The organism is Pseudomonas sp. PSB18, assembly GCF_014596565.1.
In the GTDB taxonomy this organism is placed as follows: domain Bacteria; phylum Pseudomonadota; class Gammaproteobacteria; order Pseudomonadales; family Pseudomonadaceae; genus Aquipseudomonas.
The window spans coordinates 450,980-474,679 of the sequence record NZ_NOIN01000002.1 but is presented as its reverse complement, the minus strand read 5'-3'; the positions used below and the strand labels follow the sequence as shown (position 1 = coordinate 474,679).

Annotated in this window: 18 protein-coding genes and 1 pseudogene; 7 read left to right on the top strand and 12 right to left on the bottom strand. The window is 59.2% G+C overall.

The window, feature by feature from the left end; genetic code table 11:
* Positions 1 to 454 precede the first annotated feature (454 nt).
* From CGA22_RS06290 to CGA22_RS06275, 4 genes are all read left to right on the top strand, one after another.
* On the top strand, positions 455 to 844 hold the full coding sequence (locus CGA22_RS06290; protein WP_052435091.1) for a hypothetical protein: 390 nt from the start codon (positions 455 to 457) through the stop codon (positions 842 to 844).
* 277 nt (positions 845 to 1,121) lie between these two features.
* Positions 1,122 to 1,505 carry a hypothetical protein gene (locus tag CGA22_RS06285; RefSeq protein WP_041021310.1) on the top strand — a complete coding sequence of 128 codons (384 nt, stop codon included), beginning with the start codon at positions 1,122 to 1,124 and terminating at the stop codon, positions 1,503 to 1,505.
* Between the two features lie 123 nt (positions 1,506 to 1,628).
* Positions 1,629 to 2,966 carry a hypothetical protein gene (locus CGA22_RS06280; protein WP_041021309.1) on the top strand — a complete coding sequence of 446 codons (1,338 nt, stop codon included), beginning with the start codon at positions 1,629 to 1,631 and terminating at the stop codon, positions 2,964 to 2,966.
* A gap of 127 nt (positions 2,967 to 3,093) precedes the next feature.
* Positions 3,094 to 4,458: a delta-60 repeat domain-containing protein gene (locus CGA22_RS06275; RefSeq protein ID WP_052435179.1), complete on the top strand. Its 1,365-nt coding sequence runs from the start codon at positions 3,094 to 3,096 to the stop codon at positions 4,456 to 4,458.
* A 90-nt stretch (positions 4,459 to 4,548) separates the two neighbouring features.
* Here the strand turns inward: CGA22_RS06275 and CGA22_RS06270 are convergent, their stop codons facing one another.
* From CGA22_RS06270 to exbB, 6 genes are all read right to left on the bottom strand, one after another.
* Positions 4,549 to 5,946, bottom strand: a complete 1,398-nt coding sequence (locus CGA22_RS06270; RefSeq protein WP_041024078.1) for an aminoacyl-tRNA deacylase and HDOD domain-containing protein — start codon at positions 5,944 to 5,946, stop codon at positions 4,549 to 4,551.
* A gap of 79 nt (positions 5,947 to 6,025) precedes the next feature.
* Positions 6,026 to 8,101, bottom strand: a complete 2,076-nt coding sequence (gene recG, locus CGA22_RS06265) for an ATP-dependent DNA helicase RecG (protein WP_041024077.1) — start codon at positions 8,099 to 8,101, stop codon at positions 6,026 to 6,028.
* 9 nt (positions 8,102 to 8,110) lie between these two features.
* Complete coding sequence (locus CGA22_RS06260; RefSeq protein ID WP_041024076.1) at positions 8,111 to 9,031, bottom strand: hydrogen peroxide-inducible genes activator; 921 nt, start codon at positions 9,029 to 9,031, stop codon at positions 8,111 to 8,113.
* A 247-nt stretch (positions 9,032 to 9,278) separates the two neighbouring features.
* Entirely contained in the window at positions 9,279 to 10,037 is a 759-nt protein-coding gene (locus tag CGA22_RS06255) for an energy transducer TonB (protein ID WP_041024075.1), read from the bottom strand.
* Positions 10,034 to 10,462 carry a TonB system transport protein ExbD gene (exbD, locus tag CGA22_RS06250; protein ID WP_041024074.1) on the bottom strand — a complete coding sequence of 143 codons (429 nt, stop codon included), beginning with the start codon at positions 10,460 to 10,462 and terminating at the stop codon, positions 10,034 to 10,036. The genes CGA22_RS06255 and exbD overlap by 4 nt, the downstream gene beginning before the upstream one ends.
* 6 nt (positions 10,463 to 10,468) lie before the next feature.
* Positions 10,469 to 11,209, bottom strand: coding sequence for a tonB-system energizer ExbB (gene exbB, locus CGA22_RS06245; protein ID WP_370444538.1), 741 nt, complete (start codon positions 11,207 to 11,209; stop codon positions 10,469 to 10,471).
* Positions 11,210 to 11,653: 444 nt separating this feature from the next.
* Here exbB and CGA22_RS06240 point away from each other — a divergent pair, with 444 nt between their 5' ends.
* A complete protein-coding gene (locus tag CGA22_RS06240; protein ID WP_041024072.1) occupies positions 11,654 to 12,511 on the top strand; it encodes an SDR family oxidoreductase in 858 nt (285 codons plus the stop codon).
* Between the two features lie 124 nt (positions 12,512 to 12,635).
* On the top strand, positions 12,636 to 13,535 hold the full coding sequence (locus tag CGA22_RS06235; protein WP_041024071.1) for a DMT family transporter: 900 nt from the start codon (positions 12,636 to 12,638) through the stop codon (positions 13,533 to 13,535).
* A 206-nt stretch (positions 13,536 to 13,741) separates the two neighbouring features.
* On the opposite strand, the pseudogene CGA22_RS06230 reads toward CGA22_RS06235, so the two are convergent.
* Positions 13,742 to 14,185, bottom strand: a pseudogene (locus CGA22_RS06230) (protein kinase domain-containing protein); the annotation flags it as partial.
* A gap of 347 nt (positions 14,186 to 14,532) precedes the next feature.
* On the opposite strand from CGA22_RS06230, the gene CGA22_RS06225 reads away from it, so the two are divergent.
* Positions 14,533 to 14,895, top strand: coding sequence for a DUF6124 family protein (locus CGA22_RS06225; protein ID WP_041024070.1), 363 nt, complete (start codon positions 14,533 to 14,535; stop codon positions 14,893 to 14,895).
* A gap of 162 nt (positions 14,896 to 15,057) precedes the next feature.
* Here CGA22_RS06225 and CGA22_RS06220 read toward each other — a convergent pair whose 3' ends face one another.
* From CGA22_RS06220 to spoT, 5 genes are all read right to left on the bottom strand, one after another.
* Positions 15,058 to 15,591, bottom strand: coding sequence for a hypothetical protein (locus CGA22_RS06220; RefSeq protein ID WP_052435178.1), 534 nt, complete (start codon positions 15,589 to 15,591; stop codon positions 15,058 to 15,060).
* 296 nt (positions 15,592 to 15,887) lie between these two features.
* Positions 15,888 to 19,664, bottom strand: coding sequence for a hypothetical protein (locus CGA22_RS06215; RefSeq protein WP_188258514.1), 3,777 nt, complete (start codon positions 19,662 to 19,664; stop codon positions 15,888 to 15,890).
* A gap of 689 nt (positions 19,665 to 20,353) precedes the next feature.
* The gene (locus CGA22_RS06210) at positions 20,354 to 21,094 is read right to left on the bottom strand and encodes a hypothetical protein (protein ID WP_041023883.1); all 741 of its coding nucleotides are present in this window, start codon (positions 21,092 to 21,094) and stop codon (positions 20,354 to 20,356) included.
* Between the two features lie 55 nt (positions 21,095 to 21,149).
* Entirely contained in the window at positions 21,150 to 21,530 is a 381-nt protein-coding gene (locus CGA22_RS06205; RefSeq protein ID WP_014340863.1) for a RidA family protein, read from the bottom strand.
* Between the two features lie 34 nt (positions 21,531 to 21,564).
* A complete protein-coding gene (spoT, locus tag CGA22_RS06200; RefSeq protein ID WP_041023882.1) occupies positions 21,565 to 23,670 on the bottom strand; it encodes a bifunctional GTP diphosphokinase/guanosine-3',5'-bis pyrophosphate 3'-pyrophosphohydrolase in 2,106 nt (701 codons plus the stop codon).
* Between the last annotated feature and the right edge of the window lie 30 nt (positions 23,671 to 23,700).

Genomic DNA, 23,700 nt, shown 5'->3' with positions numbered 1-23,700 from the left:
AGACCCGAAGGTCTCCCACGCGCAGCCGCCATAAAAGCCTGCGAGCATAGAAAAATGCTCGACGAATAGCCATAAACGAATGCGCCCTGAGACGGACTTGCACGTCCGTGTCACCGTTTTTTGCGATGACGGACAAAGATTATCGATGCCTTGGCCCACTGCCTAGTTCATGAACAGCCCGACGTTTTGAAGGAAATATCCGAGGGTTTGGCAGGGGCAAGGGATCAAAGGATCGCAGCCTCCGGCGGCTCCTACAGAAACCGATGTAGGAGCTGCCGGAGGCTGCGATCTTTCAGGCATCTTTCGCGAAAACCAGAGATGGCGACCTGTCAGTTACTACAGGTGACACCCATCTGCATTGATTGTTGAATGACAGTCATGCGTCAAAAGAAGCGTATTTGCAGGAAAGGGCGCTGGTTTCGCACATTGGCACTTTACAAGGACACCCGGAAAAATGGCCATCAAGCATTCGATCCACGTTGCAGCCTTGTTTCTAGCGTTTTCCATGCAGCCTACGAACGCCGAGACGGCGGCAGCCATAGTGCCAACTCCCGAGCCCGCCACCCAGGACGCGGTGCCTAAAGCGGCCGTTCCGGCTTCGGACGCAGCTGCTGTAGCCACCACCACGGCGCAGGTCTGGAATAGAAGTAAGATCGCCATCGTGGTCAGCCAGAAAGGTCTGTCTCAGAAGGTCGAGCCTACGCAGAGTTATAACAGCGAAAGTTATCCTGAGGTTCCTATCAATATCTTGCTCCCGGATAACAGCCCTACCCCCATCAAATACATCACCGTGACGGGCCAGAAAGGGGCTTGTACGGTGCCTGTCTGCATTTTTGCTCAATAAGCCGGACGCCCACCTTCGATCTGTTCAACGTTACGGCCCCGGGAGCCGGGCCGGTTCGTGGCGAGGGAGCAAGTCCCTCGCTCAGCCTGGCTACGCGTTCTGCCAGGCGCCTTGGACAGGACGGGGCGAAAAAGAAATCTTTCGGCGCTTTGCCGTGACTTGGTAGTCATCTTTCATGAAAACCCATTCATCTCTCGCCAACGTGATTCGATGATGGCGTTGTGCCGAAGAATCGCTAAACTGCCAGCCATTCATCTTTTCTGAAGAGGCTGTGCCCATGAAATTTCGTTTTCTGCTGTGGATGCTGGGGTTCTTGATGGGCAAGGCCAGTCGCACCAATCCAGCGTTCCAGCAACAATTGGGCGACAAGGAGCTGGTGTTCCAGCTGCAAACCCTGGACGGCAAGGTCGCCCGGCATTTCACCGTGAAAAATCAGCGCATCACCAGCCACTCCGGCACTTACCCTAACCCGGCCTTCGCCATCGCCTTCAAGGACGCCGCCTACGGCTTCGCCACGATGCAGGCCAAGAACAAGCAACTGGCGTTCATGAACGGGATCCAGGACAAGTCGATCCAGATCAAGGGCAACCCGGCGCTGGTGATCTGGTTCCAGGGGCTGATGCGGTATCTGAAGCCGAAGAAGGCCAAGCCCAAGGCTTGAGTGCTTTGGCTTGATAGGCCGGAAATCTGGCCTCCAATGACAGTTCGCCTGTCATTTCCTACAGGTGCGGGGCGGCTCGTTTAGGCGCTTCATCAAGCTTGATACGTTGATGGAGCAAAAATCATGGCTCGATCCATTCGCCCTGTAAGCGCGGGTACGTTGGACCCGACCTTTGCCAAAGGTGGCGTGCTGACGCTGCCGACCGCCGAATTCAGCGGGTATTACACGAAAGCCATCCTGCCGCTGGCCGAAAACAAACTGCTGATCGCCATGCACCTACCGAGAGAACCCGCCGCTATCGGCCTGGGGAAAGTGAACGAGGATGGGACCATCGATATGGGGTTTGGCGAAGCCGGGACAGGCCTGGTGGAGTTCTCCAAAAAAGGGTCGGATCTGGACGTCTACCAACTCTGCGGCCTGAATGACGGTGGATGGCTGGTGATCGGCCAATTTTCATCGATCGATCATGCCGGCGCCTATGTATTGCGGTACTTGCAGGATGGGCGGCTGGATACGCTCTTTGGCGAGGACGGTGTGCGCTTGCTTCCGTATCGTAATGAGTCAGCGGGTGGAGAAATGGCCGATGGGCCGGCGATTTCCCCAGGGGCCGCGCAATCTTCGAGCAACAGTGACGTCTCTGTGATTGTGCAGCCGGACGGAAAGATCGTTCTGCCCAGTTGGGTAGAGGATGGCCCGTCACAAGGGCAATGGGCGGTGTTTCGTCTTAACCCGGATGGCTCGAATGACGACACGTTCAACGGGACTGGATTCGCGGTGATCGAACTCCCGGGGGCTGTCCGTACCCCTATCAGTGTCAGAAATGTTCTCATTCAAGCAGATGGCAAGGTGTTGGTTTCCGGAGAATATATCCAAGACGCCCCGGCTTCCCGAGGCGTTTATGTGCTGCGTTTAGATGCAACGGGACGTCTCGATAACAGTTTCAATGGCGGCGTCGGCGTTGTGACCCTTCCGGATTCCAATGCCATTTATGCCAATGCGATGGCGCTCAGAGAAAGCGATGGCGCGATTGTTGTTGCAGGGGATGTATGGCGCGACCAATACCGCCATGGGCTGATGTTCGTATTAACCAGCGGTGGGTTCTTCGATTTTTCGTTCAATAGCGGCCAGCCACTGTTCTCCAGGTTGGTGCCTCAGGGTCATGACTGGCATCGCTGCGCGTGGCAGGCAGACGGTTCCATCCTTGTCGCGGGCACGACCGGCAGGGGAGTGGTTGAAGCGGGGGCGTCAGCACTGACGGCGCGTTTGCGTGCTGATGGTTCGCTGGACCCCACCTTCGGTGGCGGTGGTTTTGTGCTTTTTGACGAAGACGGACAGCATGAGACTGTCGAGGATATGGCGCTGATGCCGGATGGACGCATCGTCGTTGGCGGTTTTGCCTGGCTGGACCATCCAGGTTCGCCCATGATCGGTGGAAGCTGGATCATTCGCTATCTGGCTTGAGTGATCGCGTGGCCTAACAGGTCTGTGCCTTATTGCCAAACAGTCGTCTGAACTGTCATTCCTGACAGGTGCGAAATTGCCTGTTTGAGCGCTCCATGAAGAGGCAACCATCTCAGGAGCGCGGGCCATGACTCAACCAACACCCACCGGAACAGCAGGCACTCTGGATCCGAGTTTTGCCGATGAGGGGGTATTGAAGTTCCCGATACCCGAAATATCTGGCTTCTATACGCAAGCCATTCTGGCGTTACCCAATAAACAAATACTCCTCAGCCTGGAGTTATCAGGAGGACTCGGCAGCCCTACCGTGATAGCGAGACTGAATGAGGATGGTTCGCTCGACACTGACTTTGGTGGAAACGGATCCGGTCTCGTTGAGATTCGTATAGGCATAGAAGATCCCAGGCAGGATGTCAGGAACATCTACAGACTGAGCGATGGCGGCTGGCTGGTGATGGGCTCGTACACCAAGGGCCCCAATTCAGGCCTCTATCTCGTGCGCTATCGCGAGGATTGGCAGTTGGATGAATCCTTCGGAGAAAAAGGCGTGCGCCTGGTTCCTTACGCCACCATGGGTAATCCCCGCTATGTCGGGCTAGACGGGGAGGCACTTGAATCGAGTGACGAAGATCCCTCCACGGGGGCGCCACGAGCCTCGGGTAATAAAGGAGCCACGGCGCTACAGCAATTGAATGGAAAGATCTTTTTAACCCACGTAGTTACAACCAAATCTGGCCAGATAAAAGGGATTGTGCTGCGTCTTAATTCCGATGGTTCAACCGACTACACGTTCAACGAGCTAGGCTTTGCGATTATCGAACTCGAAGGCATTGATTATGAGCACAACTTTACCGAAGCTGTGGCCGTCCAGATGGATGGCAAGGTGCTGGTCGGTGGTCTTTTTTATTTAGCCGGTCAGAATGGCGGAGGGGTGTATGTGACGCGTTTCGACGCCATGGGACGCCTCGATAGAAGCTTCAATGGCGGGACCGTGACCGTTCGCAACGCTATCGGTAGTCACTTGAGGACTATTGAAATAAGAGAGGCTGACGGCAGCGTTGTTGCGGCAGGCGACGCGATGCGCGATGGTGCTCGCAATGGAATGATGTTCGTTCTAACCGAGGGTGGATTCTTCGATTTCAACTTCAACCGCGGGCAGCCATTGTTCTCCAGGTTGGTGCCTCAAGGCATGGAATGGTGGCGTTGTGTATTGCAGGCGGATGGTTCGATCATCGCCTCCGGAACTACCGGCAACGGGTTCGCCACCGAAGACGCGAAGGTGCTGACTGCGCGCCTTCTTCCTGACGGCTCCCTGGATCCGACGTTCAACGGCAACGGTTTTACTGTTTTCGACGAGGAAGTGACGTTTGAAAGTATGCAGGACATGACCATGATGGCAGACGGGCGGATCATTGAGTGCGGATTAAATTGGGTAGAAACGGATTTCGCGCCTGGTATAGCGGGTGGTTGGGTGATTCGTTATCTGGCTTGAGGCACGAGGAAAAAGCAGGTCAATATTTGTGGCGAGGGAGTAAGCTCCCTCGCCACAAAAGCTTGGTGACGCAGTGACCCGGCCTGGTCTTCAACCATGAAACTGCGAAGCCAACTCCCGCAACAACACTTCAGCTTCCAGCACCTTGCTGACCACGTCGTTGGCCTTTTCCCGCGTCAAGCCCACACGTTCGAGCAGCGCATCGGGGATTTCTTCGTCCGGGCCTGAGCCGACGCTACGAGCCCGCAGCAGGCGCACGGCCAGGCACACCAGGTTCGGGTAGGCGGCATATTCGCCGTCGTAATTCGGGTCGTGCTGGAAGCGCAGGGCGGTGGCCAGTTCGTCGGGCATGTCCCAGTAGCGCATCAGCCAGGCGCCGATCTGTTCGCGGCTGATACCCAGCAGGTGCTGTTCCACGTAGCTGTGGCACAGGTGCGGGTTGACCTCCAGGTGACGGCAGATCAACGAGAAGTGCGGTGGGAACACGTGGGCCAGCAGCAAGTAGCCGAAATTGTGCAGCAGGCCGGAGAGGTACGTCAGGCCGCCTTCCGGGCGCTGGGCACGGGGCATGGCGCGGGTCAGCCCTTCGATGACGGCGGCGGTGTAGATCGACTGCTGCCAGTACGGCGTGGCGTGTTGCGGGTGGTCCTTGGGCAGGCTCAGGGTCTTGCCCAGGGCCAGGCCCAGCGCCAGGTTGATCACCAGGTCGAAACCCAGCACCCGGACGATGGCGTCTTCCACCGAGCGGATCTTGCCCGGCGAGGCGTAGTACGGCGACGCGGCCCAGCTCACCACCTGCGCGGCCAGGGCCGGGTCGGTTTCGACGACACCGGTGATGTCATCGATGGTGGCGTCGGGGTCGACCCGCAGCTTGATGATTTTCTGCGCGGTTTCCGCCAGTGGCGGAATCTCGATGGTTTCTTCCAGCCGTTGCTGGATCCGGCGCGCGGTGAAGGCCTGCACAGCCTGGGTGATTTCCGCACGGTCGTCGTGCGGGCGGTCCAGGTTGGGGGTGATATTGCTCACGGACTCGCCGAACGTTGCGGCGCTGGACTTGGTGAGCATGCTCTTGAAGGCTTCGCTGGTGACTTCCAGCAGCACCCCTGGCTCGCCCGAATGGATCAACAGCTTCGGCTCGCGCAGCAGGCTTTCTTCGTACAGGCAAGGCGAGCTGGTCAGTGCCGGCAGGCCGGGCAGCAGGCTCAGGCTGTGTTTGCCAAGCATGCGCTCCAGGCGTTCGGTCGGTACCGCCGTGAGTTTGCGGCCGGTGAGTTCGGCCAGGCGGTTGAGGTCCAGCAGCTGGCTTTGTGGAAACAGCACCATGAGTGCGCCGACGGCATCGTGCAGCAGAACCGCCTGCACCTTGCGGGCGGGGTTCAGGCTCGGTCGCTCGATCACTTCGTCAAAGCCGATGCCTAATTTCTCGAGCAACTGCCGAATCACTGACGGAGCGTGCGGGATTTCGGGGGCGAGGGCAGCTTCAGTCATGGTCTGTATCCGTTTTCCTACAAGTGCAGCAGTATAACCAGCTTGCCGAGACAGATGCGCCCGGAAACTGCGAGCGTGCTCACACTTGGCCGTATTGCTGCCCGTGGCGCAGCCAGCGGTCCAGCAGGGGGCTGACGTGGTCGGGCCAGCGTTCCAGCAGAGCCTGGGCGGCATCGCGTACCGCAGGAAGCAGATCGGCGTCGCGCATCAGGTCGGCTACCTTGAATTGAAGCAGACCGGTCTGGCGCGTGCCGAGCATTTCACCGGGGCCGCGCAATTCGAGGTCTTTTTCGGCGATGACGAAGCCGTCGTTGGTCTCGCGCATGATGCCCAGGCGCTGACGGCCGATCTGCGACAGCGGCGGGTGATACAGCAGCACACAGTGGCTGGCGGCGCTGCCCCGGCCCACCCGGCCGCGTAGCTGGTGCAGTTGCGCGAGGCCCAGGCGCTCGGGGTTTTCGATGATCATCAGGCTGGCATTGGGCACATCCACACCGACTTCGATCACCGTGGTGGCGACCAGCAATTGCAGGGCGCCGGCCTTGAATTCAGCCATGACGGCGGCCTTCTCGGCGGGTTTCATGCGGCCGTGGATCAGCCCGACCTTCAACTCACCGAGAGCGGCGGTGAGGTCTTCGTAAGTGGTTTCGGCGGCCTGACAGGTCAGCTCTTCGGATTCTTCGATCAACGTGCACACCCAGTAGGCCTGCCGCCCCTCGGCACAGGCGCTGCGCACCCGTTCGATCACCTCGACCCGCCGGGTGTCGGTGACCAGCACGGTGTTGACCGGGGTCCGCCCGGGGGGCAGTTCGTCGAGGATCGAAGTGTCGAGGTCGGCGTAGGCGCTCATGGCCAGGGTTCGCGGAATCGGCGTGGCGGTCATGATCAGCTGATGCGGGCACATGCGCCCGCCCACGCCTTTCTGGCGCAGAGCCAGGCGCTGTTGCACGCCGAAGCGGTGCTGTTCGTCGATGATCACCAGGGCCAGGTTCTTGAACTGCACTTCGTCCTGGAACAGCGCATGGGTGCCCACCACCATCGGCGTGCCTTCGGCGATCTGCGCCAGGGCGGCGGTGCGGTTCTTGCCCTTGAGCTTGCCGGCCAGCCAGGCGACTTCGATGCCCAAGGGTTCGAGCCAGCGCTGGAAGGTAATGAAATGCTGCTCGGCCAGAATCTCGGTGGGCGCCATCAGCGCCACCTGGTAACCGGCTTCCAGGGCCTGGAGCGCAGCGAGGGCGGCGACCACGGTCTTGCCGGCGCCCACGTCGCCCTGGATCAGCCGCAGCATCGGCTCGGGTTGGCTCAGGTCGTAGGCGATTTCATTGCCGACCCGTTGCTGGGCACCGGTGGGCGTGAAGCCCAGGTTGGCCAGGTAGCGTGCCGGCAAATCCCGGGCCTTGGGCATGGCCGGGGCGCGCAGCGAACGCAGGCTTTCACGCAGGCGTTGTTGCGACAGTTGATGGGTCAGCAGTTCTTCGAAGGCCAGCCGGTGCTGGGCCCAGTGGTGCCCGAGGGCCAGTTCCTCGACATCGGCATCGGCCGGCGGGTGGTGCAGGTAACGGATCGCATCTGCCAGCGGCGCCAGTTGATAGTCCCGGGCCAGTTCCTTGGGCAGCCAGTCGGGCAGGCTGCTGGGGCCCAACAAGGTCAGGGTCTGCTGGCAGAGCTGGCGCAGGCGCTGTTGGGTCAGGCCTTCGGTGAGCGGATAGACCGGGGTCAGGGTTTCGTCCACCGGTGGCGGTTCATCGCCGGTGATGGCGCGGTATTCCGGGTGGTAGATCTCCAGCCCCGACGCACCGGGCCGCGCCTCGCCATAGCAACGCACGCGGGTGCCACGCTTGAGGCCTTCCTTTTGTGCATTGCTGAAGTGATAGAAGCGCAGGCTAAGCCCACCGGTACCGTCCTGCAGGCGCACCACCAGGCTGCGACGGCGGCCCATGACCACGTCGGCGCCACTGACGGTGCCTTCGATCACCGCGTCCTGCCCCGGCCGCAAATGGCCGATGGGCACCACGCGGGTGCGGTCCTGGTAACGCAGCGGCAGGTGGAACAACACGTCCTGGAGGTTTTCCAGACCGACCTTGGCCAGTTTCTCGGCCATGGCTTCACCGACACCCTTGAGGGTCGTGACCGGTACTTTGGACAGCTCAGTCATGGTCGAGGATTACTTGGCCGAAGGCGGCTTGGCCACGGAACACAGGCGGATCGAGTCAGCGAGGATCTCGATGGCCTTGGGCCGCGGGAAACTGGCGCGCCAGGCAATGGCAACGGTGCGGAACGGCACGGGCGCCGTCATCGGGCGGACTTCGATCACCCCAGGGGCGTAGTGGTGGCTGTCCACCGCCGACAGCGGCAGGATCGAAATGCCCAGGCCCGACGCGACCATATGGCGAATGGTTTCCAGGGAGCTGGATTCCACCGTGGTGTGCTTGGCGCCTTCGCTACCCTTGGTCAGGGTCGGGCAGGCTTCGAGCACCTGATCGCGGAAACAGTGGCCCTCGCCGAGCAGCAGCAGGCTCTTGTCGTTGAGCAGGCCGGCATCGATGGTCTTTTTCTGGGTCCAGGGATGCTGCGCCGGCATCAGCACGTAGAACGGCTCGTCATAGAGCGGCAGGGTCAGCACGTCGGCTTCGTTGAAGGGCAGGGCGATGATGATCGCGTCCAGCTCGCCGTTGCGCAGCTTGTCCCGCAGCACATGGGTGAAGTTTTCTTCGATGTACAACGGCATCTGCGGGGCGACCCGGTGCAGTTGTGGGATCAGGTGCGGGAACAGGTACGGGCCCACGGTGTAGATGGCGCCGACTTTCAACGGAGCGGTCAGCTGGTTCTTGCCGGCCTGGGCTAGCTCGCGGATGCCCTGGGCCTGCTCAAGCACTTTCTGCGCCTGGGCCACGATGCCTTCGCCCACCGGCGTCAGGCGCACGGCGCTCTTGCTGCGCTCGAAGATCAGCACACCGAGTTCATCTTCCAGCTTTTTCACCCCCACCGACAGCGTCGGCTGGCTGACATGGCAACGCTCGGCCGCATGGCCAAAATGCTGCTCTTGGGCGAGGGTCACGATGTAGCGTAATTCTGTGAGGGTCATGGCGAGCGTCCGTGAAGTTGCGAGCCAAGCATACCGGCTGCAATCGATAGACGCACGTTATCAGACTGCGGGCGCGGTGTGACACTGTCCAATGTGGGCTGTCTGTGCTGATCGTTCCCACGCTCCCGCGTGGGAATGCAGCCCGTGACGCTCTGCGTCACACCTGCTTGCGGTGTGCCGGAGCCGGAACGCGGAGCGTCCCTTGAGGCATTCCCACGCGGAGCGTGGGAACGATCGAAGCAGGGGCTCAGCGCCGACGCTTTTCGATGGAGTACACAAACGGCGCAACGATTTCGACGGAGCCGTTGGTCAGCATGTCGGCCGGTGGCTTGGGCAGTGGCTGGGCGTCGCGGATCATGTCCAGGGTGGCCTTGTCCAGGGACTCCGTGCCGGCGCTGTCCACCAGCTTGAACGACAGCACGTTACCTTCGGCATCCACCACGAAGCGCAGGCGGTTGGTGCCTTCCTTGTTCATCTGCCGGGCCCTGAGCGGGTACTTCTTGTACTTGGCCAGGTGCGCCAGCAGCGTGCCTTGCCAGTTGGCCTTGGCCGCCATTTGCGCCGGCGACGGGCCAGGGGCCGGTTGCGCGGATTTTTCGCTCGGGGCCTGGGTCGGCGGGGTGTCGCTGGGCTTCTGCTCCGACGGTTGCTCCTTCGGCGGCTCCGGCTTTTTCTCTTCCACAGGCTTGGGCTTGGGCGGTTGAGGCTTCGGCTTGGGCTTGACCGGCTTGGGCACGGAGATCTCCGGCTTCGGCGCTTCGGCGAGCTTCGGCAGCGGCAGCTCTTCAACCGGCTCCGGCGGCCGCGGCGGCGTGACGACCTTCGGTGGCGCAGGCGGTGGAGGGGCCGGCAGCGGCGCCAGCTCGACCATCATGGCCTGGGGCGGCAATTCGAGGGGCGGGCGCGACGTCCAGTTCAGCGCCAACGCAATGGCGAGCGCGTGCACGCCCAACACCACCGCCAGACTAGCCCCGTAACGCGTCAGCTTTTGGCGCGTCGTGATCATTTCTTCGGCGCCGTCTCGAGTCCGACCAGGCCGACCTTCAAGTAGCCAGCGCCGCGCAGGGCGTCCATCACACTCATCAGGTCGCCGTAGTCCACGCCCTTATCGGCCTGGAAGAAGATCGTCGTGTCCTTCTTGCCCTGGGTCTTGGCGTCGAGGGTGGCACCGAGGGTTTCGGTCTTGACCTCGTCTTCGCCCAGGAACAGGCGCTGGTCGGCCTTGACGCTGAGGAACACCGGTTTCTCCGGACGCGGCGATGGCTTGGCCGTCGACGCCGGGAGGTCAACCTTGATGTCCACGGTCGCCAGCGGGGCGGCCACCATGAAGATGATCAACAGCACCAGCATCACGTCGATGAACGGCGTGACGTTGATTTCGTGGTTCTCGGCCAGATCGTCGTCTGCGCCTTCCTTCAAATGCAGGCCCATGGCCGATTACCCCACTTTCACCATGTGCGGTTGCGAGCTGCGCTCGGTCGGCTGGTGGTCGAGGTCGCGGCTCACCAGCAGCAGCACTTCGGCCGAGGCGTCGGACACCTGGGCCTTGTAGCCGGCGATGGAGCGGGCGAAGACGTTGTAGATGACCACCGCAGGAATGGCCGCCACCAGCCCGAGGGCGGTTGCCAGCAGGGCTTCGGCGATGCCGGGGGCAACGACGGCGAGGTTGGTGGTCTGGGTCTTGGCGATGCCGATGAAGCTGTTCATGATGCCCCACACGGTGCCGAACAGGCCCACGAACGGCGCTGTGGAACCGATGGTGGCGAGGACGCCGGTGCCGCTGCTCATGTTGCGACCGCAGGCGGCCACCAGGCGCTCGAGGCGGAAGCTCACGCGCTCCTTGATGCCTTCTTTCTCGCGGCTGTTGGCCGACAGGCGCATTTCTTCCAGCGCGTCGTGCACCAGCAGGTTGGCGAGGGTGCCTTCCTTCGCTGCCGTGGCGCTGGCTTCCTTGAGGGTGGTGGCTTTCTTCAGGGCCGCGATCTCGCCGCGCAAGCGACGCTTGGCGCCCATCAGCTCGAAGCCTTTGGCGATCCAGATGGTCCAGGTGATGATCGAAGCGATCGCCAGGCCAATCATCACCAGTTTCACGATGATGTCGGCGTTCTGGTACATGCCCCACGGGGACAGGTCGTGGGCCATGCCCAGGGAGTTGTCGGCCTTCTGCTCCTCTCCCATCTGCTTCGCGGCTTCGCCGAATTCGGCCAACGCCTTTTGCACTTCCGGCGGGAGGGACGAGGTATCGACGCTGCCGTCAGGGTTTCTCGGCACGTCCGCCGGGGTGTTCGCAGCGGGCTCATGGGCGGCCGCAGGGGCGGTGGCCTGATCGGCGAACGCGGCAACAGGTGCCAGCAGCAGGCTGAACAACAGGGCTGCCACGGCGCCCCAGGCGCGAGGTCGGTTGGTTGGCGAAGCGGAGGATAGAGAGCGATTCATGCTGGCCGGACCTGAGAGTAAAGAAGTCGATGTTCTTCCAGGCCTCGTGAGGCCGAGAACAAAAGTGGGGTGCATTATTGCAAGTAATTCTTGTTAGCAAAAGTAATAGAGTATCTTTTTTTCCTGCATTCCTAGCCGACCGTCTCTTTAGCGCGCTAGTCTGCGGCTTTACCCGAGGAGAGCTTGATGTCCGTGTCTTCTGTTTTGATCGCCGGTTGCGGTGATATCGGCGGCCGCCTCGCCAGCCAGTTGCTGGCCGAACATTGGCAGGTCCATGGCTTGCGGCGCTCGGTTTCGAGCCTGCCGGCGGGCGTTATCGGGGTGGCGGGGGATTTGTTCAGCGCGCAATGCCCCGCCACTTGGCCGACCGGGCCGCTGGATTACCTGGTGTACAGCGCCGCTGCCACCGACCATGACGAAGCGGGCTATCGGGCGGCCTACATTGAAGGGTTACAACATGTGTTGGGCTGGCTGAAGCAGCATGGTCAACAGCCCAAACGGCTGCTGTTCGTGTCCAGCAGCAGCGTGTACGGGCAGAAGGCGGGGGAGTGGGTCGATGAAACCTCGCCCACCGAGGCCGACGGCTATTCCGGCCGGTTGATGCTTGAAGCCGAGCAACTGGCCCTCAACAGCGGCATCCCGGCCAGCCGCGTGCGCCTGACCGGCATCTACGGCCCAGGTCGCGAATGGCTGCTGAGCCAGGTGCGCCAGGGCTATCGCGTAGTAGTCGACCCGCCGCTGTACGCCAACCGCATCCACGCCGACGACGCCGCAGGCCTGCTGGCGTTTCTGCTGGAGGCGGATCGCCAGGGCAAAGCCCTCGACGACTGCTACATCGGCGTCGACGACGCCCCCGCCGCACTGGCCGAGGTGGTGGGCTGGCTGCGCGAATACATGGGCGTCACCGAATGGGCCGAAGACGCCAGCGTGCGCCGCGCCGGCAGCAAGCGCTGCAGCAACGCCCGGGCCAAAGCCCTGGGCTGGACCCCGCGCTACCCGAGCTTTCGCGAAGGCTATGCGGCGATTCTGGAGGGTCGCTGCTGACCCGATCCGGATTTCAGGCGGTCACAAAGCTGTGCGCGGCGCAGATCCCGGTGGAGCCAAGCCTTGACTCGGTTCATTGAACTCGTCGAGCATGCTTCGATAACAGCAACAGGGACAGTTATCCATGCAAGCCAGTTTCAGCAAAGGCGTCATCTTTGCACTCTCCGCCGCCGCACTGAACGCCACGATTGGTGTGCTCAGCAAAGTGCTCATGAGCAATGGCTTCACCGCCAGCAGCGTCGCCGTCATCAAGACGTTCCTGGGTTGCCTGTTGCTCTCGGCCTTGTTGCTGTTCCTCAAGCGCCCGGCGACGACGGCCAAATGGACCCAGGCGGCGATTTGCGCGTTCCTCGGCATCTTCGTGCTGTTCCACTTCGAAACCTCTGCCTACCGGCATTACGCCGCCGCGGGTGTCGTGGTGATGCTGATGGCCAGTGCCTCAATCTCCTCGATTGTGTTGGGGCGCATATTCCTGAAGGACGCCATCACCGCAAACGCCACCGTGGGTGCCACGCTGGCTATTGCCGGCATCGCGGTGATCTTCGGCGCCGACCTGCAACAGGGCTTCACCCTCCAGGGCGCGGCACTCGCGTCCATGGCCGGTTGCGGCTACGGGGCGTTTTCGGTGGCGATGAAGCGGATGGGCGTGTCCGGTGGGCTGCACTTCACTCGTCAATTGCTGTTCTTCGGCAGCCTGTACCTGCTGATGCCGGCGGCGGCCGACGGCTTCGTGATCGGCGAGCTGTCGCCCCTGGCCATTGCCGCTTTGCTGGCCCTGGCCGCCCTGCCGACCATCCTCGGCTTTTTCTGCACCACCAAGGCCATCGAATACCTCAAGCCCTCCCAGGTGCAAGCGCTGGAACTGACCGAACCGTTGTTCGCCGCGCTGCTGGCGTTCGTGGTACTCAATGAAGTCCCGCGTGAAAGCCTGTACATGGGCGCGGCGCTGATTATCGTGGGGCTGTGCTTCTCCAATGAGTTGATCCGCCTGGGCAAGAAAGCGCCTATTCCATCGGGCGTGTAAACGTCGCCGGGCACATGCTTGGCCCGTAAATGCAGGCATTCACGGAGTTCGCTCCATAGCTTGACGCCCATGCCCCCACCACCGCCCACCCTGTGGGAGCGAGCCTGCTCGCGATGAGGCCGGAACAGCCGTTATAGATGCCGGCTGACAGTCCACATTCGCAAGCAGGTTTTGGGGTTTGGCTGACGATTTTCCCGCCCTGCTTCTCACCACCAGGACGAAACACCTCCCAAGGCATCACGCAACTGAGCCGCGCTGATGTTGCGTCGCCCCGGATCCAGCGCCAGGGCCGTTCGCAACGCCGGCCAGCAGCGCCTGGGCAGGTTGGGTGGGGCATTGAGCCCGTGTTCCAGCCCGTCATCGCGGGCCTGAATTGAAGGCAGGCGGCGGAACGGATGCCTGCCGCTCGCCAGTTCATACAACACGCAAGCCACGCTATAGACATCGGCACTCGCCGACAGCGGCGAGCCGTCCAATAGTTCAGGTGCGGCGTAGCCTGGGGGCCAGGCGTTGAGGCGATTGCGATTCAGGTGGGGCAGGTCTTTCAAGGGACCTTCCGTTGCCAGGCCCAAGCCGAAATCGAACAGGCGCACGCCGTCTTCGCTCAGCATCACATTGCTTGGTTTCACATCGCCGTGCAGACCGTCCCGCCTGGGCGTGACTCAGTGCCTGACTACCGTGCTTCCGCCAAGCCACACATCCTTGCGCCTTTGCCTACAACTACGCCAGAATTCGCCCGCTTGTGTGCCTTGTTCCTGGGCTTTATCGTTTTCCTGCCACTGCCCATCAGTGGTCGGGTTTAGTAGCCCGGTAGTTAACATCGGCTGCATGAGTCTCATCTGTCAGGCATTGCCTGCACTTATGGTGGCTGTGCGCATGGCGCCTTTGGGCGCGCCGGGTTTCCGTTGACTTTACCGGTCTACTAACTTGCGCACAGCTGCCACCCTCATTCGTTTAGTAGCGAGAAGGTTGCAGCCCTACTACTAAAGGAAAGTCGATGTTCAAAATAACTCCGAATCCTCCAGAAGCAGACCCTACCTCGCCCTCTGCCGACGGCATCAATGTTCAAAAACTGGACGCCGCCGCTAAACGTGCCCTGGATTTCTATTTGCTACCGAAACCGGGGAAGGCTGAGTCCACCACCCAGCCGGGCCAGCTATTCACCGTTGTAGAAGACGTCGATACCGAATGCCTGCTCGCTAACCTCAGTGAGACTTTGGCCTCGGCTGATGCAATGGTCAGTGATTTGGCATTCGAACTGGATGGCTCGCGCCGTCACGTTGCTCTCGGCATTCAGCAACTGATCGAACTGAGTTCGTTGCTGGCGAACCGGGCGCTGGATAATGTTGAACCGCGGTAAAGGTTAGCTTCTAAATAAAACCCGGCGCATTGCGTCGGGTTCACATAATCCACAGCTGTATTATTGTTGAATTTCTGATTCATACAGACGCTCTTTAGCGACTGCTGTCGGCCAAAAGCGGTCATTGAGAATCTACAAAAACGGAGACGATTCGCAGGCCCTCTAGGCAGTCGATATCATTCCGGCCAGGCCTAGGCAGAAATACCCGATCAAAAGGCAAGCTGCGGTCATGCCGCTCACCACAGTCGGAACCAAGAACACGAGCCAGACCTTTTGCGAGCGAGTGCTGAAGTCTTGAAAAGCTTTCTCGAATTCGGAAATAACGCTCGCGTGTGGCCGTTTCGACAGAATCGCCTGGGTCGCTCGCATATGTTTGGCGCTCCAAAACATTTTTACGATTTCCCAGGTGATGAACAGGGTAAGGGAAAGCGTGATGGAAAGGCCGCACGCATTGAAAAGCCAAGTGGGTAATTTTCCAGACAAGGTCGACCAGAAGGCGAAGTAGCCAGCGTATCCCGCCACCATGATCAGGTTGGTATATGCATTGGCGTTGTTCATCAGTTTCTCATTGAGTTGGATGAACGCGCTGATCTGCTTCTCTACGATCTGTTCTTGCTTCATCTCAGCAACCTCTTTGACTAGACCATCCACCACGCGGTGTATATCGCGGCACCACAGCTCCCACTCGCTGTTCATTCTGAGCTCCCGATTTTTCGGCCATCCGTGTTGTGCTCCACCGCTTGCTCCACACACTGGACGTCCAGCGAAACTTCCACAAGCGGCGAACCACAGTCTTTACCTATAGAATTTCGCATGTGTTTCGAAATACTAAATTTAAATCTGCCTACAACTTCAAGGAGCAGCACAGTCAGATTTTTTAATGCAAGTAAGCGACCGCTATGGTCGATTGCTGCCTGTCGTGCACGACCGCAGATTTTGAAAGCCTTCTTGATCGTACCCTAATAGACGCGCCTGAATAGAGCCGACGCTCTTTATTCAAAACTTTCTTCCTTATCTCGATCACGGATCTGTTCCTTCTCAATCCAAACGTCGAGGTCAGGAAGCAACCCATCAATCCATTGGCGCACTTCTGCATGTGGGCTTACCTGAAACCTAAGCACCTGCGACCGGCGCTGAATCAATACATTGGCTAGAGACCCCATCCAGCTTCGCGGGTGCAAACGTGCCCAGTAGTCTCCGAGAAAGGCGTGTTTATCTGGAGCAGCCTCCAATAACTCCAAGAAAGCTGGGTCAAAGTCATCACTTTCTTCGCCGTGTTTACGCTTGAACATTGGGATAGCTTGTCCTAGCAGCGGATACCTTAACTTTGGATCCATGTTCGCCCACTGACGAAGGAGCGCCGGATCGATTTTCTCAACTGGAGTATCAGAATTAAAATGCATATTAAACAGATTGGTTATTCCTGACGTCGCTCCATGGAGTAGGAACGCGTCCAACGCGATGAAGGTCTGAGTCTCGAACAATCCTTTGAGCACGTAGTTCAAATCGTAGGGAGAGGCTTGATACGACTCAATGGCCACACTCAGATGATTACAAACGTCGCGCGCTGTATCTTCACCTTTAATGCCAGCGCAGCATATGCTCACTACTGTGTGCATACCGTAATCGCGTAGTTGTCCGCTTTTGCTGAAATCGGTGCGGCATAGAAGATTCCGACCGGTCTCAATCAGTAGGTGATCCCATTGTTGACCACCTTCTCTATCTCGAAAGAAGTGCATATGTAGTATATCGAGCGCGATTTCCACACCTTCTGGCAATTGCGCAATATCAAGAAGGAGCGCACTTAGCTCCTCAGGCGGCGAGTCATTGACAGCGCCATTGGCAATACTGTTGAAGTCCATCGCACGGAGTACGCCCTTGCCAATTGCCCGTCGCAACCGATTGATACCAGCTTTATCAATTCCTACGCGTGCTTGGAGATAGGGCAGACTTGGAGCAAGATCGGGATCGTCAATAGCGGACTCCAACACCGACGATGTGAATGTGGCATCCCGCTGATTTGCTTGGTAGATGAAACCACCTAGCACTGTTGCATTTCGCGTATTTGGAGCGATTTTCGCAAATTCACCAACTAGTTCGTGCCACATTTGCGATAGATCAGTCGCCCCTTCCGCAAGACCTTCTCCACATTCAAAGGCGCGTTGCTGATTCGATGCAGGTATTAACTCAACGAGAAACTGCTTACGTATCTCAGAGTCTTGCCCCAAAAAACTTCCTACCTCCTTCGCCATAAGCGAAGCCTTCCGCCATGGTTTCATTACATCGTCGTCATCTGGGTCGCCATCAACGATGTCCCAGCCGCTGTTGGCGCCACTGAGGACTATGGCGCGTGCCTGATTCAAAAGATCGGACGGTTTCAATCGTTGAATGATTGTCTCGAGCCTTCCCCTGACGTCAGGACGCATAGCCTTCCCTTCGAAACGAAGCGCAGCTCGAAAGCCAAGCCAACCTTCAATCCAAGGTTTTTCTTTCGTTAAGGCTACAGCGGCGCTTTCAAGCGCCTCATGGCAAGCATCAATGGCCCAAATTTCGCGAACTCTGCGTGCGAGGATTTTAGGAGCGTCGTCGATGGCTGGTGAAAGCCCAACTGCGAGCGCAATTGCTGCCTTATACCAATCCCAAGCATCCTTATTTATCTTCGGACTCCAGCCCCAGTCACGAGGACGGGCTCCGAACTCAAAGGTGCTCGATGAAGTGAATTGGCCTGTTTTTAGCAGGGCATCGAGAGCGATTGATGCACAACGGCGCTGCTCTAGATCGATTGACATCGCCAATTGCCGGGCGGCGGCAAATCGCTGTTCCGGCGATGCCTTTGTCCCAGATAAAAGCAAATGAAAAAGCTCGGCAAACATATTTTGCGCGGAATTACCCTTGTTACCTTCGGGCTCAATAGCTACGAAACGGGCAAGCAACATAGCGGCGCGCTCGAAAAGTTGTGGATCGTAACCAAGCATCTTGATTAGGCGGACCCACTGCCAGCGATCTGTAGAATTAGGTGCCAATACCAGTTCGCCTTTGGCGCTATTCAATTCCCGCTCAATTTTCGCGAGTACCGCATCAGGAGCGACAGGGGCAATGTTGGTTAAGATCTCGAGACCTTGCTTGCCCAACGAAAAAAGATCTCCAAGTGGGCCGTCTACGCAGAGCCAGCGAGCGACCGTTGACTGCGCTTCAGTGCTATCGTGAAGGAAGCCTATTCTCCGTGAAAGTGACTTCTGCATCCGCGGCGTCAGAGTTTTGCAAAAACGGTCGAATTCTTGCCGGGGTATTCTTTCCAGCGCGGATGTCGCTAAGGAGTTGGCGATCGCATGGGGTAATATCGCGCGCCACCTGCCGCGCGACTGGGCGACTCCGCGACGACCTAACCTGACAAGCGCTGTAAACATGTCATTTGAAGTGACTAAGCGAATGCTTCCAATTTTTGCCAGCTCGCCGTAGCTCGAAGTATCTTCACCGTTTAGCGAATAGAAAAGCGAGAGATCCTCCGCCGCAAACAGTAGGGATTGATCGTGTTCGTTACGTTGCTGGAAGATTCGCTCAAACAAATCGCGGCTCTTAAGCTTACCTAAGGTTTCTCCTTTTCTCAGTGTGTCGGCTATTGCCCGAGCAACACGAAAATTACCGTCGCTGAAATTCGCGATCGTGCTCCTGTCTATCTGCGAAATATTGGGGAAGGACTGCTTGAGCCATTGTGAAACCAAGTCGGTTGACGCTGATTGCAGACGGAATACTTCGGTCTGTTCAGGTTCATCATCACCGACATCGTATTCAATAGTCAGAAGACTCACGCTACTTGTGCTGTCAGAGCAGATACGTGCGAGTTCGCTATGTGTGGCTGGATTGCAATTATCTACCACGAGAATCGAGCGTTGGCCTCGCATAACGAGTAGACGCGCCATATCCCGAGCTGTTGGATCAGTCTCGACCGAATAATCCGTGTAAACCGCGAGGCTTGGGTCTAGTGGATCTACCCCAACTTGACTCTCAAAAAGGGCTTGTACCAATCGAGTCTTGCCGAGCCCAGACAAACCGACCAACCGAATACATTGTCTTGGAGCGTGTAATGCCACGCGAAGCTTGGCAATCCCTTCACCGATAGTCAGTTGTGGTCGTTCTGGAAATCGTTCATCCGTTAGACATGCCTTATCGTTGAAAAGATATATGCCAGGTTCGGCGACTGTTGTCCCGACCCAATTTCCGATACTGCTCCATCCAGTTAAGCTAGTGCCGATCCGTAAACGAACCCAAGCCACGATGCCTGGAAACTCGTTTACCCAGGTGGCCAACCGGTCCCGATCGTAGAAGTCCGTGTGAAGCTTTTGGGCATCGGCCAGATCACATAGTTGTTCACGGATCGCTTGGCGTCGATCCGCCAACGGCTTGTCGGCGACTGACCCTTGTGCGCTCACTATGATGTAGGAACCGGACGCAGCAGCAAGCTCGCCAATTACGTGCCGCAGTACGCCTTTTGGACGCATCTCGCTGCGAATCGCGCTGGCGGACATATTGGGCTTTTTCACCTGAAAACCAGTGAGCGCTCTTGGTACGAAGTCGGGTTTTACCATTGCATTAGGGCACTCAACCCGAACATCGAGTCCGCCGTCCGCGGCATCTTGATTACCACCAGCGGTCACGGTCGAAAGTGGGCAGCCTTGCGCACGTAATTCTGACAACGCTAGACGCGCCACGAGAGTGCGCAAATCTCCGTCACTCAAGTTTGCGATGTCGGCCCCTGTAATTTCGAACATAGCTAGCAACGACGCCCTAGTTAAATCATTAGGCGATCATAGCTGAGTAAGGAGTATTTAGTTTGTTGCATGGTGCGGGCTAGCAATCGAATTGCTGCTTCATGCCCCAAATCAGGTAGTGCTAATGACTGCTAAGGCCGGAAGCGGTCCCTTGCGTGCGTCCGCTAATGGCCGATAGCAGCCTTCCGCGAAGGGCTGCTTCGGGTCGAATCCGTTCAGCCATCTCTGGTTTCCTATGATCTGGTTATTCCAGTTATTCGGGGTTGACGGAGGTGACAACGTTGACCAAAATTGATCAACAGCTCAGTACAGCTCGCAGGTAATTTTTAGAACCTGCTCGGCGGTCCTGGGCTTTTTTTTGCCTGAAGAAAAAGCACAAGAGCGGCCGCTGGAGGCGCAACGATGGCCCTCAATGACCTGCTCGCGGGCAGGAAAGCTGGGAAGAGATTACGAATGGCGACTTCCATTTTGATATCGATTAAAAACTGTCGACATCAAGCTGGGTATGGGCATCACTATCCTTGCGTTGCACAAGTTAGCCGATGTCATTGTGTTGGGCGCGCCTCTTACAAATTAGCTTTGTAGCACTCCGAGGCATGTGGGCAGAAAGGGCAAATTGGTGGCACTGAGCTTCGTCGTGATGGAGGCGCCCGCCGCTGAATCGGGCGGGCTAGTGCAGAGGGGGCAGGCTACTGCTTTTCCAACACCCACTGCCGAGGCCCCGCCGTATACGACGGAATCTCATCCGCCAACGACGCATTCACCGTCTGGAATATTTCCAGCTGCTTCCCATCCCGAGCAAAGATCCAGGTATTCCCGTGGCCTTTCTGCTGCAGCCAGATGGTGTCGTTGCCGTTGCTCATGGTGGCGCAGTCGCCTGCCAGGCACAGGGCGTAGCGGTCGACGCCCGGCAGGCCGCTGACCTGGCCGTCGGGTTGGAACTGTACGGTGGCGCCTTGGCCGGGGCCGTTGACGATGTTCCAGGTGCCGTCCAGATAGGCGGCGTACAGCGCTCGCTCGAAACTCGCGCCGATGGGGGCGCCTTCCGGGACCTGGACTTGTGCGCGGTTGAATACTTGCTGCGGCTCGTTCTCGGTGGCGATCTGGCTCAGTTGGTCGCCATCGCGCTTGAGTTCGCTGGCGGCGCTGCCGTAGATGTCGACTTTCCACGTGCCGTCTTCTTCGGCCGACAACTTGCCGTCGACATTTTCAAAGCCGTTGGTGTAGCGCGCCTGACCGGCCCGGGTGTTGATGTCCCATTCCAGGTTCGGGCCGTAGGCCTGCAGCGCTTCGCGCAGGGGGCCACCCTTGGCGGCAGCGTCGATGGCGGCTTGGTTGATCCAAATGCCGCTGATGTCACGGTCGGCAGGGTCGCTGGCGCAGCCGGCCAGGAGGAGGGCGAGCAGCGGGAGAGCAAGCGCTTTGCGCATGGTGGAATCCTTTCAAAACGAAAACGGCGCAGCGGGGGACGCTGCGCCGGCCTTGTTACTCGATGACCAGGATGGCATCCATCTCGACCTGCGCGCCCTTTGGCAGGGCCGCTACGCCGATGGCGGCGCGGGCAGGGTAGGGCTGGTCGAAGTACTTGCCCATGATCTCGTTGACCTTGGCGAAGTGGCTCAGGTCGGTGAGGAAGATGTTGAGCTTGACGATGTCCTTGAACGACCCGCCGGCGGCTTCGGCCACGGCCTTGAGGTTTTCGAAGACCTGTACGGTCTGGGCTTCGAAGCCTTCCACCAGCTCCATGGTTTTCGGGTCCAGGGGGATCTGGCCCGACATGTACACGGTGTTGCCCGCCTTGATCGCCTGGGAATAAGTACCGATGGCGGCCGGGGCCTTGTCGCTGGTGATGACGGTTTTGGTCATGTATGACTCCTTGTAATGGCTGGGCTATTGGGGGTTATGCGCGCATGCGGGTGATGCGGATAACGCCGGTCAGGGCTCGCAGTTTCTTGATCACGCGGGCCAGGTGTACGCGGTCGTGCACGCTGACCACCAGTTGGACGACGCTGATGCGGCCGTCGCGCTCGTCCATGCTGATTTTCTCGATGTTGCCGTCGGCGGCGTTGACGCTGCTGGCCAGCAGGGCGATCAGGCCACGCTGGTGTTCCAGCTCGACCCGCAGCTCGACGTTGAATTCGCCGGTGACATCCTTGGCCCAGGAGAGCTGGATGCATTTTTCCGGGTTGTGGCGGATTTCGCTGATGTTGCGGCAGTTGTCCAGGTGCACCACCATTCCCTTGCCGGCGGACAGGTGGCCGACAATCGGGTCGCCCGGGATCGGCGTGCAGCACTTGGCGTAGCTGAGCACCAGGCCTTCGGTCCCGCGAATCGCCAGCGGGCCTTCGGGACTTGGGAGTTGTTCGCCTTCGCCCAGCAGGCGGCGGGCAACGACGTAGGCCATGCGATTGCCCAGGCCGATGTCTTCGAGCAGGTCTTCCACCAGTTCGAGGCGGTATTCCTGGAGCATCGCCTGCACGCGCTCGGTCGGGACTTTTTCCAGCGAGCTGTCGAAACCGTTCAGCACCTTGTTCAGCAGGCGTTCGCCGAGGCTGATGGATTCGGAGCGGCGTTGCAGCTTCAGGGCGTGGCGGATGTGGGTACGGGCCTTGCCGGTGACCACGAAGTTGAGCCACGCCGGGTTCGGCCGCGCACCGGGGGCGCTGACGATTTCCACCGTGGAGCCGCTTTGCAGCGGTTCGGACAACGGCGCCAGGCGCCGGTTGATCCGGCAGGCGATGCAGCTGTTGCCGACGTCGGTGTGCACTGCGTAGGCGAAGTCCACCGCCGTGGAGCCTTTGGGCAGCTCCATGATCCGGCCTTTGGGCGTGAAGACGTAAACCTCGTCCGGGAACAGGTCGATCTTGACGCTCTCGATGAATTCCAGGGAGTTGCCGGCCCGCTGCTGCATTTCCAGCACGCCCTTGACCCACTGTCGGGCCCGGGCATGGGTGCTCTTGGGTTGCTCGTCACCGCTGGATTTGTACAGCCAATGGGCGGCGATGCCGTTGTTGGCCATTTCTTCCATTTCACGGGTACGGATCTGGATCTCGATCGGTACGCCATGCATGCCGAACAGCGTGGTGTGCAGCGACTGGTAGCCGTTGGCCTTGGGAATCGCGATGTAGTCCTTGAAGCGCCCCGGCAGCGGTTTGTACAAATTATGCACAGCACCCAGCACGCGGTAGCAGGTATCGACCTTGTCGACGATGATCCGGAACGCGTAGACGTCCATGATCTCGTTGAAGGCCCGGCGTTTGCCGCGCATTTTCTTGTAGATGCCGTAGAGGTGTTTCTGCCGCCCGCTGACTTCGCCTTCGATGCCGTCGATGGCCAGGCAGTGGCTCAGGGACTCTTCGATCTTGTTGACGATTTCCTTGCGGTTGCCCCGGGCGCGCTTGACGGCCTGGTTGATGCGCGCCGAACGCATCGGGTGCATGGCCTTGAAGCCGAGGTCTTCGAATTCGATGCGGATCGCATGCATGCCCAGGCGGTTGGCGATGGGCGCGTAGATTTCCAGGGTTTCCTTGGCGATACGCCGGCGTTTTTCACCGGACAGCACTTCCAGGGTGCGCATGTTGTGCAGGCGGTCGGCGAGCTTGACCAGGATCACGCGGATGTCGCGAGCCATAGCCATGGCCATTTTCTGGAAGTTTTCGGCCTGGGCCTCGGCCTTGGTCTCGAAGTTCATCTGGGTCAGTTTGCTGACCCCGTCGACCAGTTCGGCCACGGTTTCGCCGAACTGCGCTTGCAGCGCTTCCTTGGCAATGCCGGTGTCTTCGATCACGTCATGGAGCATGGCCGCCATCAGGCTCTGATGGTCCATGTGCATGTCGGCAAGAATGCCCGCCACCGCGAGCGGGTGCGTGACATACGCCTCGCCGCTACGGCGGCGTTGGCCGTCGTGGGCTTGTTCGGCGTAGAAGTAGGCTCGGCGGACCAGATTGACCTGGTCCGTGCCGAGGTAGGCCGATAAGCGATCGGCGAGGGCGTCTATGCTCGGCATGATGATGTCTCCTGCCGTTTGCTGTGACCC